This is a genomic window from Bosea sp. 29B (assembly GCF_902506165.1).
In the GTDB taxonomy this organism is placed as follows: Bacteria; Pseudomonadota; Alphaproteobacteria; order Rhizobiales; family Beijerinckiaceae; genus Allobosea.
The window spans coordinates 2,393,313-2,409,663 of sequence record NZ_LR733817.1 but is presented as its reverse complement, the minus strand read 5'-3'; the positions used below and the strand labels follow the sequence as shown (position 1 = coordinate 2,409,663).

General features: G+C 67.7%; 16 protein-coding genes. 10 read left to right on the top strand and 6 right to left on the bottom strand.

Annotated elements, in window-relative coordinates:
- Positions 1–78: 78 nt before the first annotated feature.
- Positions 79–1,533, bottom strand: coding sequence for an undecaprenyl-phosphate glucose phosphotransferase (locus tag GV161_RS11780; RefSeq protein WP_159650234.1), 1,455 nt, complete (start codon positions 1,531–1,533; stop codon positions 79–81).
- Between the two features lie 356 nt (positions 1,534–1,889).
- Between GV161_RS11780 and GV161_RS11775 the strand changes: the two genes are divergently transcribed.
- Positions 1,890–2,690, top strand: a complete 801-nt coding sequence (locus GV161_RS11775) for a WecB/TagA/CpsF family glycosyltransferase (RefSeq protein WP_152016092.1) — start codon at positions 1,890–1,892, stop codon at positions 2,688–2,690.
- Between the two features lie 170 nt (positions 2,691–2,860).
- Here the strand turns inward: GV161_RS11775 and GV161_RS11770 are convergent, their stop codons facing one another.
- Entirely contained in the window at positions 2,861–3,988 is a 1,128-nt protein-coding gene (locus GV161_RS11770) for an AbrB family transcriptional regulator (RefSeq protein WP_244624183.1), read from the bottom strand.
- Between the two features lie 360 nt (positions 3,989–4,348).
- On the opposite strand from GV161_RS11770, the gene GV161_RS11765 reads away from it, so the two are divergent.
- The 7 genes from GV161_RS11765 to GV161_RS11735 all read left to right on the top strand — a co-directional run bounded on the left by GV161_RS11765 (position 4,349) and on the right by GV161_RS11735 (position 10,412).
- Positions 4,349–5,308, top strand: coding sequence for a DMT family transporter (locus tag GV161_RS11765; RefSeq protein WP_159650233.1), 960 nt, complete (start codon positions 4,349–4,351; stop codon positions 5,306–5,308).
- Between the two features lie 20 nt (positions 5,309–5,328).
- Positions 5,329–6,264 carry an acetamidase/formamidase family protein gene (locus GV161_RS11760; protein WP_152016094.1) on the top strand — a complete coding sequence of 312 codons (936 nt, stop codon included), beginning with the start codon at positions 5,329–5,331 and terminating at the stop codon, positions 6,262–6,264.
- A 74-nt stretch (positions 6,265–6,338) separates the two neighbouring features.
- Positions 6,339–6,725, top strand: a complete 387-nt coding sequence (locus GV161_RS11755; RefSeq protein ID WP_152016095.1) for a DUF488 family protein — start codon at positions 6,339–6,341, stop codon at positions 6,723–6,725.
- Positions 6,726–6,783: 58 nt separating this feature from the next.
- Positions 6,784–7,629 carry a tryptophan synthase subunit alpha gene (gene trpA / locus GV161_RS11750; RefSeq protein ID WP_152016096.1) on the top strand — a complete coding sequence of 282 codons (846 nt, stop codon included), beginning with the start codon at positions 6,784–6,786 and terminating at the stop codon, positions 7,627–7,629.
- Between the two features lie 89 nt (positions 7,630–7,718).
- A complete protein-coding gene (accD, locus tag GV161_RS11745) occupies positions 7,719–8,618 on the top strand; it encodes an acetyl-CoA carboxylase, carboxyltransferase subunit beta (RefSeq protein ID WP_152016097.1) in 900 nt (299 codons plus the stop codon).
- Between the two features lie 35 nt (positions 8,619–8,653).
- Positions 8,654–9,976: a folylpolyglutamate synthase/dihydrofolate synthase family protein gene (locus GV161_RS11740; protein ID WP_152016098.1), complete on the top strand. Its 1,323-nt coding sequence runs from the start codon at positions 8,654–8,656 to the stop codon at positions 9,974–9,976.
- A gap of 22 nt (positions 9,977–9,998) precedes the next feature.
- Positions 9,999–10,412: a hypothetical protein gene (locus tag GV161_RS11735; protein ID WP_152016099.1), complete on the top strand. Its 414-nt coding sequence runs from the start codon at positions 9,999–10,001 to the stop codon at positions 10,410–10,412.
- Between the two features lie 9 nt (positions 10,413–10,421).
- Here GV161_RS11735 and GV161_RS11730 read toward each other — a convergent pair whose 3' ends face one another.
- Positions 10,422–11,207, bottom strand: a complete 786-nt coding sequence (locus GV161_RS11730) for a prolyl oligopeptidase family serine peptidase (RefSeq protein ID WP_159650232.1) — start codon at positions 11,205–11,207, stop codon at positions 10,422–10,424.
- A 153-nt stretch (positions 11,208–11,360) separates the two neighbouring features.
- Between GV161_RS11730 and GV161_RS11725 the strand changes: the two genes are divergently transcribed.
- Positions 11,361–12,206, top strand: a complete 846-nt coding sequence (locus GV161_RS11725) for an aldo/keto reductase (protein ID WP_152016101.1) — start codon at positions 11,361–11,363, stop codon at positions 12,204–12,206.
- Positions 12,207–12,209: 3 nt separating this feature from the next.
- Here the strand turns inward: GV161_RS11725 and GV161_RS11720 are convergent, their stop codons facing one another.
- The 3 genes from GV161_RS11720 to GV161_RS11710 all read right to left on the bottom strand — a co-directional run bounded on the left by GV161_RS11720 (position 12,210) and on the right by GV161_RS11710 (position 14,941).
- The gene (locus tag GV161_RS11720) at positions 12,210–12,947 is read right to left on the bottom strand and encodes an SIMPL domain-containing protein (RefSeq protein WP_159650231.1); all 738 of its coding nucleotides are present in this window, start codon (positions 12,945–12,947) and stop codon (positions 12,210–12,212) included.
- Positions 12,948–13,043: 96 nt separating this feature from the next.
- Positions 13,044–14,261, bottom strand: coding sequence for a tryptophan synthase subunit beta (gene trpB / locus GV161_RS11715; RefSeq protein WP_152016103.1), 1,218 nt, complete (start codon positions 14,259–14,261; stop codon positions 13,044–13,046).
- The gene (locus tag GV161_RS11710; RefSeq protein WP_152016104.1) at positions 14,258–14,941 is read right to left on the bottom strand and encodes a phosphoribosylanthranilate isomerase; all 684 of its coding nucleotides are present in this window, start codon (positions 14,939–14,941) and stop codon (positions 14,258–14,260) included. The genes trpB and GV161_RS11710 overlap by 4 nt, the downstream gene beginning before the upstream one ends.
- A 130-nt stretch (positions 14,942–15,071) precedes the next feature.
- On the opposite strand from GV161_RS11710, the gene GV161_RS11705 reads away from it, so the two are divergent.
- Positions 15,072–16,325, top strand: a complete 1,254-nt coding sequence (locus tag GV161_RS11705; RefSeq protein ID WP_159650230.1) for a TAXI family TRAP transporter solute-binding subunit — start codon at positions 15,072–15,074, stop codon at positions 16,323–16,325.
- Positions 16,326–16,351: the final 26 nt, after the last annotated feature.

The following is a 16,351-nucleotide window of genomic DNA, read 5'->3' as shown; positions in this document are numbered from 1 at the left end:
ATCGCCGCGCCCGAATGGACGCGGCAACCGTGATCTACCTATTTGCTTGTCGTATCGGACTTACGGCGTCGGAATCCCTCAGCGGGCGTTGCGGAAGGCGCGCGGGCTGAACGCAGTGCGCAGCAGGATGCCGATGTCGAGCCAGAACGACCAGTTGTCGATGTACCAGTGATCATAGGCGATACGGCGGGCCATCTTGTCGTCGGTGTCGGTCTCGCCGCGCAGGCCGTTGACCTGGGCCCAGCCGGTGATGCCGGGCTTGACATTGTGGCGCCTGGCATAGAGCGCGATCTTGCGCTGGAACTCGCGGTCATGGGCGAGCGCATGCGGTCGCGGGCCGACAAGCGACATCTGTCCGGCGATCACGTTCAGGAGCTGCGGCAGCTCGTCGAGATTGTAGCGCCGCAAGAAACCGCCGATCCTTGTGATGCGCGGATCGTTGCGCGTCGCCTGCTTGACCACCTCGCCATCGTCCGTCGTCGTCATCGTGCGGAACTTGAAGATCCGGAACGGCTCCTGGTTGAAGCCGTAGCGGCGCTGCAGGAACAGCACCGGCCCTTGCGAGTCGAGCTTGATCGCGATCGCGACCAGCAGCAGCACCGGCAGGCTGGCCAGCAGGATGGCGCTCGCGGCGAAGACGTCGAAGACGCGCTTGAACATGATCTGGGCGAAGGACAGGGCCGGCCGCGTCAGCCTGAGCGAGGCGAGCGAGCCGATCCGCACGATATGGGGATTGTCGAAACGGTCCATGACGCGCTCCGGCGTCAGGTGGATCGCGACCGGCAGGTTCATGAAGGCGTCGATGCAGGCGTCGATCGTCTCCTGGTCCGACCAGGGCAGGGCGATGAAGACGGCATCCGGCTTGAGGTCGCGGGCACGGGCCGAAGCGGTGACAAGGTCGGCGGCGAGCGCCGCCTGCGGATCGTTGATGCGGCGCGGATCGTTGCTGCGCAGGAAGGCGACGTCGACGATCGAGAAGCCGATGTTCCAGGGCTGGTGCCGCGAGACGAAGGACATCACCTCGCTCTCGCGGCCGATCAGGAAGACCCGCTCTGAGGTGATGCGGCCGGTCTTGGAGGCCATCGAGATGGTGCGCACGATCGCCGACCGAGCAAGCGCGATCAGCGGGGCGCCGGCGAGATAGGTGGCGAGCACGACCGCACGCGAATACTGGTCGTTGATCTTGGCCATGAAGACGATGGCGACGAAGGCGATCATCGTCAGGTTCCAGACCGCGAAGGCGGAGGCGATCTGACCCTTGGTCGAGAGGTAATTTTCCAGCCGATAGCGGCCGCGCATCATATTGGTGAAGACGAAGATCGCGGCGATCATCGAGGCGAGCTCGACCGTGACCTTGTCGTTGCCGAGATGGCGATAGGCGACGAAGTGATAGACGATCGAAGTGCTGGCGACCACGGTCGCCACAGTCGCCGCGTCGACCAAAGCGGTGATCAACCCGATCCAATGCCGCAGCGCGTTGGCGCGCTGGTCGGCTGCTGTTGCGACTTCATAGTCCAGGTCGTTGACGCTCATCATGCCGCGCTCACTCGGTCACAGGCAGTCCGGATTCGGCACAGGAGATGCGCCGGAGGCCGCCTTGCCAGTCGAAGTGGCAAGGGCGATGCCGCAGCGGCATTGCGGCGATTTCTGCGAAAACGCAGGGGAATCTAGCTCGTCCGGCCAATGTCGAGCGAGGCATGACGACAAGGCGTGCCATAACGGGACAACCGCCGAGACAAGGCGCCGCCGAGGCGGCGAGATCGGCTATGAGATCCGGGAAAGGCCGCGTTCATCCTATGGCGGGGTTCCGCTTGACCCCGGCCGGAAACGCAACGAAGACAAAGGCCTACGCCGTCAGCATGGCGATGCGTGCGCCAGCAGCGATCGAGATGAACGTCGTTCTCTTCAAACCTTCGCAGCGCCCGGCTGCCCTCGCCGCCCCGCTCGAACCGCCGCGCCGCGACATCGCCAGCGTCCCGGTCGCGGCGCTGACGCGCGACGAAGCGCTCGCGCTGATCGGCCACGCCTTCGACGGCGGCGGCCATCTCCACCTGGCCTATTGCAACGCCAACCTCGTCAACATCGCCGCACGCGATGCCGCCTTGCGCGAGCGTCTCGCCGATTTCCTGATCCTGCCCGACGGAATCGGCGTCGACATCGCCTCGCGCCTGCTCTACGGCGCCCCCTTCCCCGCCAATCTCAACGGCACCGACTTCACGCCCGCCATCCTCTCCGCCCGCAAGCAGCCGCTGCGCGTGATGCTGCTGGGCGGCCGGCCTGATGTCGCAGAGCGCGCGGCGGCAAGGCTGCGTGCGGACCATCCGCAGCATCGCTTCTCGGTGCTGAGCCACGGCTATTTCGGAGCGGACGAGGAGGCGGCCCTGCTGGCGCGGCTCGCGCATGAGCGGCCCGACCTGCTGCTGGTCGCCTTCGGCAACCCGCGGCAGGAGCGGTGGATCGCCGACCATATCGATGCCCGCCATTGCGCCGTCGCGGCCGGCATCGGCGCGCTGTTCGATTTCCTCGCCGGCGAGGTGGCGCGGGCGCCGGAAACCTTCCGCGTCCTCAGAATCGAGTGGACCTACCGCCTCTGGCTGGAACCGCGCCGGCTCTGGCGGCGCTATGTCGTCGGCAACCCCGCCTTCCTCCTGCGCGTGCTGCGCCAGAAGCTGGCGCGGCGCGGCGCCTGAGGGCGATCAGACCTTTCAGTGACGCGTCGGATTGCCCCGAAAAGCGGATTCCACTTTTCGGTCCGACGCTAGAGCAGTTCCGTAATTCTCCGAATCACGGAACTGTTCTAGGTCTTTGTTTTATCGCATTTTCTTCACGCGAACCGGTGTCCACTTCGCTCGAAAATGCTCTAAGGCTTCTTCCCGACGATGAAGCCGAAGAACGGGCCGGCACCGATCATCACCAGGAAGACCCGGATGATGTGGTGGGCCGCGACGAAGGCGACCTCGGTATGCAGCGCCAGCGCGATCAGGCTCATCTCGGCGAGTCCCCCCGGCGAATAGGCCAGGATCAGCGGCACCGGCTTGTAGCTCGAGACATGCGCCACCAGGAAGGCGAAGATCAGCGTCAGCACCACCAGGATCACGGTCGAGCCGACCGAGATCAGCAGGATGCGCAGGATCGCCTGCGGCGGCGTGCCGACGAAACGGCAGCCGATGGTGACGCCGAGAATGAGCTGGGCGACGTTGACGATCTCGTAGGGTGGCACGGAATCGCTGAAGCCGACGAGATGCACGATGGCCGAGACCAGCATCGGCCCGAGCAATTGCTTTGCCGGCAGGCGCAGCGCATGGGCGAGCATCACGCCGGCAATCGCGCTGGCGACCAGCCAGAACCAGCCCAGCGCCGTCGTCTGGAACATCGACGGGCCCTGGTTGCGGTTGATGCCGAGCGAGACGCCTTCAAGCCATTGCACGATGAAGGGCAGCGTCATCACCACCAGCAGGATGCGGGCTGAGTGGATCAGCGCGATGGTGCGGGCATCGCCGCCCTTCTCCTCGCCGGTGATCACCATCTCGACGAGGCCGCCCGGCATGCCGGAGAAGAAGGCGGTCACGGGGTCGTAGCCGGCGACGCGGCGAAAATAAGTGACGCAGCACAGGCCGCAGGCGGCCATGAACAGCACGAGACCGCCGATGGTCGGCAGCCAGTTCGGCATCTGCGCGATGATCTCCGGCTTGAAGCCGGAGCCCAGCATCACCCCGATCACTGCCGACATGGGCGGGCGGATCACCGAGGGCGCCGCCACCGGCGCACGGGCAATTGCGGCTACGGTGCAGAACACCATCGAGCCGAGCATCCAGGGCAATGGCAGGCGGTAATAGGCAAAGAGCCAGCCGCCGATCGTGCCGAGCGCGAGGGCGAACAGGAAACGGCGCCAGGGAAATCGTCGCGACGACAATTCGCGGATGCCATCGACCGCGTCCCTCAGCAGATCCCGCATCGCCCCGATCATCTCCCTGAGACGCATGTCCATGGCAGCGCCACGGCGTTGCTATACGCCATCCGCATAGCGATGACAGGGCTTTGTCGGCATGTCGCCTCTGCCCTCGCGGCGGAGCGAATGGACGTGACGGCAGCCGTGACGGGCAACCCTGCCATGCCCGCAAGCCACTGACGAACGGGCAAAAAATCGGCGACAGTCGAATCCTGCAGGATATCTGACAGGCCGTCGGCGTCGTCCGCCCGGCTCGGGGCAGCGATGAGCGAAGACCGCCTTTCGGACACGACCGGTCGCGGCAGCGAGGCCATCGGCTTGGCCGAAGCGCGGCCCACTGCCACGGACGAGGACAGCACTCCGCCGGAACCTCCGGAATCGTGTCCGTCCGACCGGCCGTTGCCGCCGGTTCTGTCCGCCCCCTCCCGCGAGAGCTGGCTCGCCGCGCGCCGCAATCGCACGCGCCTCTGGTGGCGCGGGGCGAGCCCCAATCTGCGCGGCACCGTCTACATGATCACGGCGCTGCTGGTTTACGCGGTGATGGTCGGCGCCTTCAAACATCTGGGCACGGCGATTCCGCTGATCGAGACGTTGATGATCCGCCAGATCATCATGAGCGCGGTGGTCTTCGTCATCGCTGGTCGCAGCCTGCCTCTGGCGTTCAAGACCGACCGGCCGGGCCTGCAGATCTTCCGCGGCCTGATCACGCTGGCCTCGATGCTGTGCGGCTTCAGCGCCCTCGTCCACATCCCGCTCGCCCAGGCGACCGCGATCAGCTTCAGCCAGGTGCTGTTCGTCACCGTCGCCGCCGTGCTGATCCTGAAGGAGCGCGTCGACGCGGCGCGCTGGATCGCGACCGGCCTCGGCTTCGTCGGCGTGCTGATCATGCTCAACCCTTCGGGCGAGGGGCTGAATGTCTGGGCGCTGATGTCGGTCGGCGGGGCGCTGTTCGGGGCCGGCATCACCATCAGCGTGCGCATCCTCGGCACCAGCGAGCGCACCGAGACGATCCTGATCTATCAAGGCCTCGTTCTGATGGTCGTGCTCGCCTGGCCGGCCTGGGCGCTTTGGGTCTGGCCTACGCCTGAGCAATGGTTCTGGCTGGTGCTGCTCAGCCTGTTCGGCACCGCCGGGCAATGGCTGATCACCAAGGCCTATCAGGTCGGCGAGGCCGCCGCCTTGGCGCCGCTCGATTTCAGCCGTCTGATCCTGGCCGGCTTCACCGGCTTCGTCTTCTTCGCCGAGGTGCCATCGCTGACGACGCTCGCCGGCGCCGCCATCGTCATCGGTGCGACACTCTACACGATGCGCCGCAACGCCCGCGGCCGCCCCGGCTCCGACCTTTCTTCCCCGCCCTGACCGACAAACGAGACCCGACCATGGCGCATCATCAGCTCGACGCTTCCCTTGCCACCTGCCATTGGGGCTATTTCGACGCCGGGTTGAAGCCGGTTCTGGAGATCGAGAGCGGCGACAGCGTCACCATCCGCACCGTCACCGGCGGCTCCGCCCATCTTCCCGAGGGCAATGCGACGATTCCGCCGGAGATCCATGAGATTCACGAAAAGGCCGAGCGGATGGTGCCCGGCCATATCCTGACCGGCCCGATCGCGGTGAAGGGCGCCAGGCCCGGCCAGGTGCTGGAGGTGCAGATCAGGAGCGTGAAGCCGCGCACCGATTTCGGCTACACCATGTTCCGCCCGCTCGGCGGCACGCTGCCGGACGAGTTCGATTATCACGCCTTCCGCTACATCCATCTCGACCGCGAGCGGAACATCGCGAACCTGCCCTGGGGCATGGAGCTGCCGCTTTCGCCGTTCTTCGGGGTGATGGGCACGGCGCCGCCGGCGCATTGGGGCCGGGTGACCTCGCTGATCCCGCGCGCCTTCGGTGGCAATATCGACAACAAGGAGCTCGGCGCCGGGGCGACGCTCTATCTGCCCGTCTTCGTCGAGGGCGCGCTGTTCTCCTGCGGCGACGGCCATGGCGCGCAAGGCGACGGCGAGGTCTGCATCACCGCGATCGAGACGGCGCTGGAGGGCACCTTCGAATTCCATCTGCGCGAGGATCTCTCCTTCGCGATGCCGCGGGGCGAGACCAAGACCCACCACATCACCATGGGCATCGATCCCGATCTCGACATCTGCGCCCAGAATGCGCTGCGGGAGATGATCGACCTGATCATCTCGCGGACGAAGCTGACGCGGGACGAGGCCTATATGCTGTGCAGCCTCGCCGCCGATCTCAGGGTGACCCAGACGGTCAACGGCTCCAAGGGCATCCACTGCATGCTGCCGAAGAGCCTGGTGGCATAGCGGTACCGCTTTGGGCAATGCTACGGAGGCGGGCCGGATTTCGCGCCGGTAGCCAGCGATGAAAGGATAGGCGCATGAGCGTCCGCATCGTCCGTCTCGGCAGCGCGCGCGAGCCCGGTGAGGGCACGCGCATCGGCACGGTCCGGCGCGTGCCGCGCGGCGTGCCGAAGGAGCGCTATGCCAGCGAGAACTGGTTCGACGTCTGGTTCCCGGTGCTGTCGCCGACGCCCGAATTGATGGCGCAAGCCAAGGCCGCCGAGAGCGAGAAGGACTGGGCCGGCTTCACCCGCGCCTTCAAGGCCGAGATGGCAGAGCCGGCACCGCGCCACGCGCTCGACCTGCTGGCGACCCTGTCGCATGGCAGCGACTTCTCGGTCGGCTGCTATTGCGAGAACGAGGCGCATTGCCATCGCTCGGTGCTGCGGACGCTGCTGACCGAGCGCGGCGCCAGCATCGCCTGATCCCGCAAGAACCCGCGCCCTCTCGCCAGCCGGGCGCGGCCATGCTAACCGCTCCGGCATGACCGAGACTGGACAAGCCCGCATCCAAGCCCGCTTTGCCGCCTGCGCCGCGGCGGGCCGCGCCGCGCTGGTGACTTATGTCACCGCCGGTGATCCCGATTTCGACACCGGCAGCGCGATCCTGAACGCCTTGCCGGCGGCCGGCGCCGACATCATCGAGCTCGGCGTGCCCTTCACCGATCCGATGGCCGATGGCATCCCGGTGCAGCTCGCCGGCCAGCGCGCCCTCAAGGCCGGACAGACCCTGCGCAAGACGCTCGCCATGGTCACGGCCTTCCGCAAGGCCGGCCACGACACGCCGATCGTGCTGATGGGCTATTACAACCCGATCTGGGCCTATGGCGTCGACGCCTTCCTCAAGGATGCCCGCGCTGCCGGGATCGATGGGCTGATCGTCGTCGACCTGCCGCCCGAGGAAGACGAGGAGCTCTGCCTGCCGGCACTGGCCGCGGGCGTCAGCTTCATCCGCCTGGCGACGCCGACCACCGACGACAAGCGCCTGCCGCGCGTGCTGCAGAACACCTCCGGCTTCGTCTACTACGTCTCGATGACCGGCGTGACCGGTGGCGCTATCGCCAATTACGACGCGGTCGGCGCGGCAGTCGCCCGGATCAAGCAGCACACCACGCTGCCGGTCGCGGTCGGCTTCGGCGTCAAGACGCCGGAGGATGCGATCGCGATTGCCAAGGGCGCCGACGGCGTCGTCGTCGGCTCGGCGCTGGTCGACCGCGTCCGCCTCTCGCTCGACGCCGATGGCAAGGCCACGGAAAAGACGGTTTCGGCTGTCACCTCGCTGGTCGCCGAGCTCGCGGCCGGCGTCCGCTCGGTCGCCAAGGCGGCGTGAGTCGCCAGACTGGAAAGAGAGACGGATTCACCGGTCGCTTCGAAGCGATCTCATCGGATCCGGCTCCAGCGTAATTCAAGGATGATCCGATGAACTGGATTTCCGAAGTCGTCCGTCCGCGCATCAAGACGCTGTTCAAGCGCGAGACCCCGGAGAATCTCTGGATCAAATGCCCGGATTCCGGGCAGATGGTCTTCCACAAGGATGTCGAGGCCAATGGCTTCGTCATCCCCGGCTCCGACCACCATATGCGCGTCACCGCGCAGGACCGGCTGCGGCTGACCTTCGACGAAGGCAAGTGGATCGACGTCGCCCTCCCCGAGACCGTGGCCGATCCGCTCAAGTTCCGCGACGAGAAGCGCTATACCGACCGGATCAAGGACGCCCGCACCAAGACCGGCGCAGCGGACTCCATCAAGGTCGGCTATGGCCGCGTCCAGGGCCTGCCCATGACGGTCGCCGTCCAGGACTTCCACTTCATGGCCGGCTCGCTCGGCATGTCCGCCGGCGAGGCCTTCATCAAGGCCGCCGAGACGGCGCTGGAGAAGAAGACGCCTCTGGTCGTGTTCGCCTGCGGCGGCGGGATGCGCATGCAGGAGGGTATCCTGTCCCTGATGCAGATGCCGCGCACGACCGTGGCCGTGCGGCGCCTCAAGGCAGCCAAGCTGCCGTATTTCGTGGTGCTCACCGATCCGACGACCGGCGGCATCACGGCGTCCTACGCCATGCTGGGCGATGTCCACATCGCCGAGCCGGGCGCCCTCATCGGCTTCGCCGGACCGCGCGTGATCGAGCAGACGATCCGCGAAAAACTGCCTGATGGCTTCCAGCGCGCCGAATATCTGAAAGAGCACGGCATGGTCGACATGGTCGTCCACCGCCACGAGATTCCGGCAACGCTGGCGCGGCTCGGCCGCTTTTTCACGAAGCAGCCGCTGCCGGCCGTCAACGCCCCTGAACCCGAGCCGCTGCCGGCCAGCGCCGCCTGATCGCTTTCACCCCCGGCCGGGAGGCCGGTGTCCGCATGAGCACATCCGACCTCTTGCTGGCGCGCTTCCTCGCGCTGCATCCCAAGCTGATCGACCTCTCGCTCGGGCGCATCCTGCGCCTGCTGGAGCGGTTGGGCGATCCGCAGAAGAAGCTGCCGCCGGTGATCCATGTCGCCGGCACCAACGGCAAGGGCTCGACCATCGCCTTCATGCGGGCGATCCTCGAAGCGGCGGGCCTCTGCGTCCATGTCTATACCTCGCCGCATCTGGTGCGCTTCCACGAGCGCATCCGGCTCGGCCAACCGGGCGGCGGGCGCTTCGTTGACGAAGCGCTGCTGGTCGATGCGCTGGAGCGCTGCGAGAAGGCCAATGCCGGCGATCCCATCACCTTCTTCGAGATCACCAACGCCGCCGCTTTCCTGCTCTTCTCAGAGCACAAGGCCGACGTCGTGCTGCTCGAAGTCGGGCTCGGCGGACGCTTCGACGCGACCAACGTCATCGACCACCCCGCCTGCACGGTGGTGACGTCGGTCTCGCTCGACCATGCCGAATATCTCGGCGACACCGTCACCAAGATCGCCGGCGAGAAGGCCGGCATCTTCAAGCGCGGCGCCCCGGCAGTGATCGCGCCGCAGGAGCCGGAACCAACCGCGGTGCTGGAAGCCGCGGCCGAGCGCGTCGGCGCCTCGAAGCTGCTGGTCGGCATGCAGGATTTCAACGTCCACGAGGATGGCGGCCGGCTGGTCTATGAGGATGCAGACGGCCTGCTCGACCTGCCCTTGCCGCGCCTCGCCGGGCGCCACCAGCACATCAATGCCGGCACCGCGATCGCGGCCCTGCGCGCCGCCGGCTATGGCGGCCTGCCGGCCTCCGCCTTCGAGCGCGGCATGACCGAGGCCGAATGGCCGGCGCGCCTCCAGAGGCTGGCGCGCGGCAAGCTCGCCGAGCTCGCACCTGTGGGCGCCGAGCTCTGGCTCGACGGCGGCCACAATCCCGATGGCGGGCGCGTGCTCGCCCAGGCGATGGCCGATCTCGAGGAGAAGAACCCGGCCCCGCTCGTGATGATCGCCGGCCTGCTCGCGACCAAGGATGCGCGCGCCACGCTCGGCCATTTCAAGGGGCTGGCGCAGGTCCTGTTCGCCGTGTCCATGCAGAACCAGCTCGCGGCGCGCACGGCCGAAGAGGTCGCGACCCTGGCACGCGAAGCGGGCCTGAAGGCCGAGGTCGCCGGCTCGGTGGAACAGGCGCTGCGGGAGATCGCGTCGCGGAACTGGCCGGCACCGCCGCGCATCCTGATCTGCGGCTCGCTCTACCTCGCCGGCGAGGTGCTGGCGGCCAACGGCACACCGCCGGTTTGACCCACCCGCGACGAGGAGCGCCATGCCGATCTCCGAATTGACGACGCTCGGCCTCATCCTGCTCTGCGGGGCGCTCGGCGGCTGCGTGACCTCGGGCGACAAGGGCGCTGACGGCGTCGACCGCGCGGCTGCCGGCGAGCCGACCTTCATGCAGCAGACCTACATGACCATGGACACGCGTTGCCGGCAGGTGAAGCGGCCGACCGCCGTGCTGACCCAGAAGCCGCAGCATGGCAGCGTGCGGATGCTGACGCGCAAGGCCACAGCCGTCTACGGCCCCGGCGCCTACCAGCACTGCGACGGCAAGGTCGGCAAGGCACTCGCCTTCGAATACACCTCCGCTCCCGACTATCGCGGCCGGGACGCTTTCGAGGTGCGCGTGCGCTATTCCGATGGCGAGATCCGCCATGGCCGCTATGAGGTGGATGTCCGTTGAAGCCGGCCGTCAGCGCCGGCCGGTGAAGCCGATCGTCGCCAGGAAGCCGTCCACCTTGCCCTGCCACTGGCCGATCGCGCGGATATAGCGATGCCCGTCCTCGCCGAAGGGCGGCGCTGCGACGAATTCCGCCCTGCCTCCCGCCTCCTGGAAGGCGCGGTGGAGCCGGCCGGCGATCTCGGGTCCGAAGAAGCGGTCATTGCTGCTGTAAAGCCAGAGCTGCGGCACGCGTGAGCCGCTGCCATAGCGCGCTGCGGCCGAGACCAGCGCATCCGGGGAGCAGACCTCGCCGGCCTTCAGCGAGCCGCGGCCGCCCGCGAAATTGACGACACCGAGAAGGCCGGGAACGGATTGCGAGGCGGCCGCGAGCGAGCCCCAGCCGCCGGCCGACACGCCCATCAGCACGACGCGGCGGCCGTCGGCATCCGGCCGCGACAGCACCGCATCGAGCGCCGCGCGAATGTCGCGCGCGCTGTTCAAACCGGCGCGATGGAACTCGGCCCGGTCGCAGGCGCCATAGCCTTCGGCCCAGCCGCCGCCTTCCGCGCCATAGCCGCGCCGGATCGGCACCGCGACCATCACGCCGCGCGCCGTGAAATGGCGCGCCACCGCAGCGAGCGTGCCCTTGCCGAACTCTGCCCGGCCCGCCGCATCGCGCGGGCTGCCATGCGACAACACCAGAACCGGGAAAGGACCGGATCCCGCCGGCCTGTGGACATAGACGGCGATCTGCCGATCATCGACGCGCGCCTGCAGGGCCTCGACCGTTTCAGCCGCCGCGGCAGCAGCGAGCATAAGGACCACTCCGGCCGAAGCCAGTGCTGCAACGATCCTGCGCATTATCAGCTCCCCAGCCGCGACATCTCCAATGGATTGCAGCTTCCGCGGGTGACGACAAGGACGCCCCCGCCATGGCCTTGCCCGAACAGGATCGCTAGGATCATGCGCATGACGACAGCAGCATTCGGCAAAGGCGGCCCCGCGGTCTCACGGATCGGCCAGGGCACCTGGAACATCGAACGTGCCCCGCGCAGCGAGGCGATCGCGGCGCTGCGGCGCGGGCTCGACCTCGGCCTCTCCCATATCGACACCGCCGAGATGTATGGCGATGGTCGCGCCGAGGAGATCACCGGCGAAGCGCTCGCCGGACTACGCGACGAGGTCTTCCTTGTCTCGAAGGTACTGCCGCACAGCGCCTCGAGAACCGGCACGCGCAAGGCCTGTGAGCAGTCGCTGCGCCGGCTCAGGACCGACCGGCTCGACTGCTACCTGCTGCACTGGCGCGGCTCCTATCCGTTGGCCGAGACCTTCGCGGCGTTCGAGGAGCTCAAGGCCGAGGGCAAGATCCTGTCCTGGGGCGTCAGCAATTTCGACGTCGCCGATCTCGACGAGGCCCTGCGGGCCGCCGGCCTAGGCAAGATCGCCTGCAACCAGGTGCTCTACCATCTGCGCGAGCGGGCGATCGAACACGCCGTGATCCCCTGGTGCGAGCGCAATGGCGTCGCGGTCACCGCCTACAGCCCGTTCGGGCAAGATGATTTTCCGGAGGGAGGCTCGGCGCAAGGCAAGGTCTTGGCCGAAATCGCCGCCGCGCATGGCGCGAGCCCACGGCAAGTGGCTCTCGCCTTCCTGACGCGCAATCCCAGCATCTTCGCGATCCCGAAAGCCGCGAAAGCAAGCCATGCCGAAGACAATGCCGGTGCGCTGAAGCTTGAACTTAGTGCCGAGGACATCGCCCGGCTCGATGCCGCCTTCCCGCGCGGTCCGAAACCGCGCGGGCTGCCGATGCTATAGCGGTTACTTCTCGATCCGCCAGACCGTGCGCAGCGCGGCGCTGACGGTGACCTCGCCCGGCTCGACCTGCACCGGCGCGGCGCCGGCGGCCATGCGATAGGCGCGTGTATCGCCCATCGGCCGCATCGGCGGCTCGGCTTCCGCCTCGACGATCGAGACGAGCTCGCCGACCTTGACGCCGAGACGCTTGGCATAGATCTCGGCCCGGGTGCGCGCCGCTTCAGCCGCCTTGTCGCGGGCCTGGTCCTTGGCCTTGTCCTCGTCGGCAAGGCCGAAGCTGATGCCCGACATGTCGTTGGCCCCGGCGGCGACCAGCGCATCGATCAGCGGGCCGGCCTTGGCGAGATCGCGCACAATCACGGTGATGCCGGTGCGCGCCTCATAGCCGTCTATCTTCGGCGCGCGCGCCTGCGGCGAGGACGAGGCCGAAGGCTGCGTCATGCGCGGCGTCAGTGCGATCTGCGAGGTCGAGAGGTCGCCCTGGACGACGCCGGCGGCCTTGACCGCCTCGATCAGCCTGGCCAGCGCCGGGGTGTTCTTCGACAACGCTTCCGCGGCGGTCTTGCCCTCGCTGACCACGCCGGCATGGACGGTGGCAAGATCGGGCCTCACCCTGATTTCGCCGGTGGTCTGGATCACGATGCCTTCCGCCGGCGCCAGTGGCCCAGCGGTCTGGGCGTGCACGGGAGCGGCGAGCGCCGCGAGCGCGGCGATGAGCAGGGCCTTCTTGGTCTTCGTCATGATCGTCCTTCGCTGAGGATTAGTCCGCAGAAGCGGATACCGCTTCCACGGCGCGACCATGCGCAACCTATTGGGGCAACATCACGACGCTGCGCGTCACCGCCCCGCCAGAATCTCCGCCACCTGCGGGATGTCCTTGTCGCCGCGGCCGGAGAGGTTGACGACCATCAGATGGTCCTTCGGCTTCTTCGGGGCGAGCTCGGCGACGCGGGCGAGCGCATGCGCCGATTCCAGCGCCGGGATGATGCCTTCAAGCTTCGAGATCAGCTGGAACGCCTCGAGCGCCTCCTCGTCCGTCGCCGAGAGATAGGTGGCGCGGCCGATATCGTGCAGCCAGGAATGCTCCGGGCCGATGCCGGGATAGTCGAGCCCGGCCGAGATCGAATGGGCGTCGTTGATCTGCCCGTCCTCGTTCATCAAGAGGTAGGTGCGGTTGCCGTGCAGCACGCCGGGGCGCCCGCCGGTCAGCGAAGCCGCGTGCAGGCCCGACGGGATGCCGTGGCCGGCGGCCTCGACGCCGTAGATCTCGACACTCGGATCGTCGAGGAAGGGATGGAACAGGCCCATTGCATTGGAGCCGCCGCCGATGCAGGCGATCAGCGAATCCGGCAGGCGGCCTTCCATCTCCTGCATCTGCTCGCGCGTCTCCTTGCCGATGATCGACTGGAAATCGCGCACCATCGCCGGATAGGGATGGGGACCGGCGACGGTGCCGATGCAGTAGAAGGTCGACGCGACATTGGTCACCCAGTCGCGCAGCGCCTCGTTCATCGCGTCCTTCAGCGTCTTGGTGCCGGATTCGACCGGCACCACCGTCGCACCCAGCATCTGCATGCGGAAGACATTCGGCGCCTGCCGGGCGACGTCGACCGCACCCATGTAGACGATGCATTCCAGGCCATAGCGGGCGCAGAGCGTCGCGGTGGCGACGCCGTGCTGGCCGGCGCCGGTCTCGGCAATGATCCTTTTCTTGCCCATGCGCCGGGCGAGCAGGATCTGGCCGAGCACGTTGTTCACCTTGTGCGAGCCGGTGTGGTTCAGCTCCTCACGCTTCAGGTAGACCTTGGCGCCGCCGAAATGCTCGGTCAGACGCTCGGCGAGATAGAGCGGCGAGGGCCGGCCGACATAGTGCTTCAGCCCGCTCGTCATCTCGGCCTGATAGGCGGGGTCGGCCTTGGCGGCGTTGTAGGCCTGCTCCAGCTCGAGGATCAGCGGCATCAGCGTCTCGGCGACGAAGCGGCCGCCGAACTGGCCGAAGCGGCCATTCTCGTCCGGGCCGTTCCGGAAGCTGTTCGGTGCGTGCGGCGCGTTCATGCCTGGCCTGCCTTCTTCAACTGTGCAGCCGCCGAACGGGCAGCCCTGACGAATTCCGCGATCTTCCTGGCATCCTTGATGCCGGGCGCGCTTTCGACCCCGGAGGAGACGTCGACGCCGGCCGGTCGTGTGGCACGGATGGCCTCCGCGACATTCGCCGGATCGAGCCCGCCCGATAGCATGAAGCGGAAAGCCGGGTCGAGGCCGGCGAGCAGGCCCCAGTCGAAGGGCCGGCCGTGCCCGCCGGGATAGGCGGCGTCCTTCGGCGGCTTGGCGTCGAGCAGGATATGGTCGGCGATGCCGTGATAGCGCGCGACATGCTCCAGGTCGGCAGCGCTGGCGACGCCCAGCGCCTTCATCACCGGCAGACCTGTCGCGACCTTGATCGCGGCGACCAGCTCCGGCGCCTCCTTGCCGTGCAATTGCATCCAGTCCGGCCGGACGATCCGCGCGAGCTCGGCCGCCTGCTGAAGTGTGTAGTCGACGACCAGCGCGACGATCCCGGTCCGGCCGCGTGCCTGGTCGGCCAGCTCCGCAGCGCGCTGCGGCGTGACATAGCGCGGGCTCTTCGGATGGAAGTTGAGGCCGATCATGTCGGCGCCGGCAGCGAGCGCGGCCTCCAGCGTCTCCGGAGTCGAGAGGCCGCAGATCTTGATCGAAAAGGCGTCGCCATGTGTCATTCGGGCGCTCTAGCACATAGCCCTCCCCGCCGCACTCGTGACATGATGCCGGTCGAAACCGAAGCACGGGGGCGAGAGCGGGCGACGAATGGGGCGGCGTTTCTTTGCAGGTCTGGCGGCGCTCCTGCTGATGGCTGGTCTCGTTGCGCTCGGCATCTACATGTGGAGCCAGCCCCGGACGCTGAAGCTCGCGGTCGGCCCGCTCGGCTCCGACGATGCCAGGCTCGCCGCCGCCCTCGTCCAGGGCCTCAGCCGCGAGAAGAAGCCGGTGCGCCTGCGGCTCGTCCTGACCGAGGGCTCGGCCGAGAGCGCCAGGAAGATCGATGCCGGCAAGGTCGACCTCGCCATCGTCCGCCCCGATGTCGCGCTGCCGGCCAAGGCCGATACCGCGCTGATCACCCGCCGTTCCTTCCCGTTCTTCATCGGCTCCAAGGATCTCGGCACTGACCGGATTTCGGGCTTGCGCGGCAAGCGGATCGGCGTGGTGCGGGCGCCATCCGGCAATCTCGACCTCCTGAAGCTCGTGCTCTCGCAATACGAGGTCTCGCCGGAAGCGGTGACGATCGTTCCGCTCGGACCCGAGGATGTCTCTGCCGCCATCGCCGATGGCCATATCGACGTGCTCTTCGCCGTCAACGTGCTGAATGCCCGCGTCGTCACCGAGGTCGGCACGCGCCTGCACCGGGCGTTCGGCGAGAGCCCGACCATCATCCCGATCCGCGAGGCCGACGCGCTCGCCGCCCGCAACCGCGCCATCGAGAGCGGCGAGATCGTCCGCGGCGCGCTCGGCGGCGATCCGCCTGTGCCGGCCGAGAACCTGCCGAGCATCTCGATCACCTCGCGCCTGATGGCGGCGCAATCGCTCGACGACGCCAGGGTCGGCGAGCTCGTCAGCGCGATCCTGTCGCTGCGCGTCACGCTCGCCACCGACCTGCCGGCGATCCAGGGGCTGGAGACGCCGGAGACCGACAAGGACGCGCCGCTCGCCGTGCATACCGGCGCTGCCGCCTTCATCGATGGCGAGCAGGAAACCTTCTTCGAGCGCTATGGCGACTGGTTCTATCTCGGCGTGATGGCCCTCTCGCTGGTCGGCTCCGGCGCGGCCGGCCTGCTCGGCTACGACAGCTCGACGCGCCGCAAGCGCGCGATGGCGGACCTCAGCCGTCTCGTCGTCCTGCTCGCGGCGATGCGGACCGCCGAGGACGAGCCGGATCTGGCGGCGATGGAGCGCGAGGCCGATGCCATCCTCGCCGGCGTGCTGGCGAATTATGCGCGTGGCGATATCGATTCCGGCGGTATCGGAGCCTATCGCTTCGCGATGGACCAGCTCGGCCGCGCGGCGACCGAGAGGCGCATCGTCCTGGCCGAAGCGGAAGCCGAGTGATCAGCTTTATTCCTGCCGCAAAGCGC